1 protein-coding gene is annotated in these 1,380 nt (G+C 69.1%); it reads left to right on the forward strand.

The annotated features are described in order from the left end of the window. Nucleotides 1-1,380: Mur ligase family protein (locus AC1DYN_RS32530; protein ID WP_477966931.1), on the forward strand; the 1,380-nt coding region annotated here is incomplete at both ends.

A 1,380-nucleotide genomic window follows, 5' to 3' on the forward strand; every position in this document is an offset into this window, starting at 1 on the left:
CAGCGAAGAAGACGTGGGCCGCCAGGCCCTCGAACTCGCGCAGCAACTGATCGAAGCGGCCCGCAACGACACCCCGTTCGACGTGCCCGCCGCGCTGGCGCAACTGCGCGCGACGGACGAAGACGTGCGTCTTGGGCCATCGACCGGCTCGATCGTGCAGGCCGCCGTGGCCCGCAACATCCCGTTTCGCCGCCTGACCGAAGGCAGCATGGTCATGTTTGGCTGGGGCAGCCGTGCGCGCCGCATCCAGGCCGCCGAAATCGACGCCACCGGCGCGATTGCCGAATCGATCGCGCAGGACAAGGAACTGACCAAGAAGCTGCTCGACGCGGCCGGCGTGCCGGTGCCGCAGGGCCGTGGCGTGAGCGACCCTGACGACGCCTGGGCCGCCGCGATGGAAATCGGCCTGCCGGTGGTGATCAAGCCGAAGGACGGCAACCAGGGCAAGGGCGTGACGGTCAACGTCACCACCCGCGAACAACTGGACGCCGGCTTCAAGGCCGCCAGCGAGTTCCGCGACGACATCCTGGTCGAACGCTACCTGCCCGGTCACGACTACCGCCTGCTGGTGGTGGGTGACAAGCTGGTGGCCGCCGCGCGCCGTGAGCCGCCACAGGTGGTGGGCGATGGCGAGCGCAGCGTGCGCGAACTGGTCGAACAGGTCAACCTCGACCCGCGCCGCGGCGATGGCCACGGCACGTCGCTGACCAAGATCCGCTTTGACGACATCGCCATCGGTACGCTGGCCCAGAACGGCCTGACGCCGGACTCGGTGCCCGCCATCGGCCAGCGCGTCGTCCTGCGCAACAACGCGAACCTGTCCACCGGCGGCTCGGCCACGGACGTGACCGACGACGTGCACCCCGAAGTCGCGGCGCGCGCCGTCGCTGCCGCCCACATGATCGGCCTGGATATCTGCGGCGTCGACCTGGTCTGCGACAGCGTCCTCAAACCGATTGAGGACCAGAACGGCGGCATCGTCGAAGTCAACGCCGCACCGGGCCTGCGCATGCACCTGGCGCCATCGTTTGGCAAACCGCGCCCGATCGGCGAAGCCATCGTCGACACGCTGTTCAAGGACGGCGACGATGGCCGCATCCCGATCGTGGCCGTCACCGGCACCAACGGCAAAACGACCACCGTGCGCCTGATCGCGCACCTTCTCACGGCCGCCGGCCTGCGCACCGGCATGACCAACACCGACGGCGTCTACATCGAAGGCCGCCGCATCGAAAGCGGCGACTGCAGCGGCCCGCGCAGCGCGCGCAACGTGCTGCTGCACCCCGACGTCGACGCGGCCGTGTTCGAAACCGCGCGCGGCGGTCTGCTGCGCGAAGGCCTGGCCTACGACAAGTGCCAGGTCGCGGTCGTGACCAATAT

Source organism: Rhizobacter sp. P2_D12, from assembly GCF_056404395.1.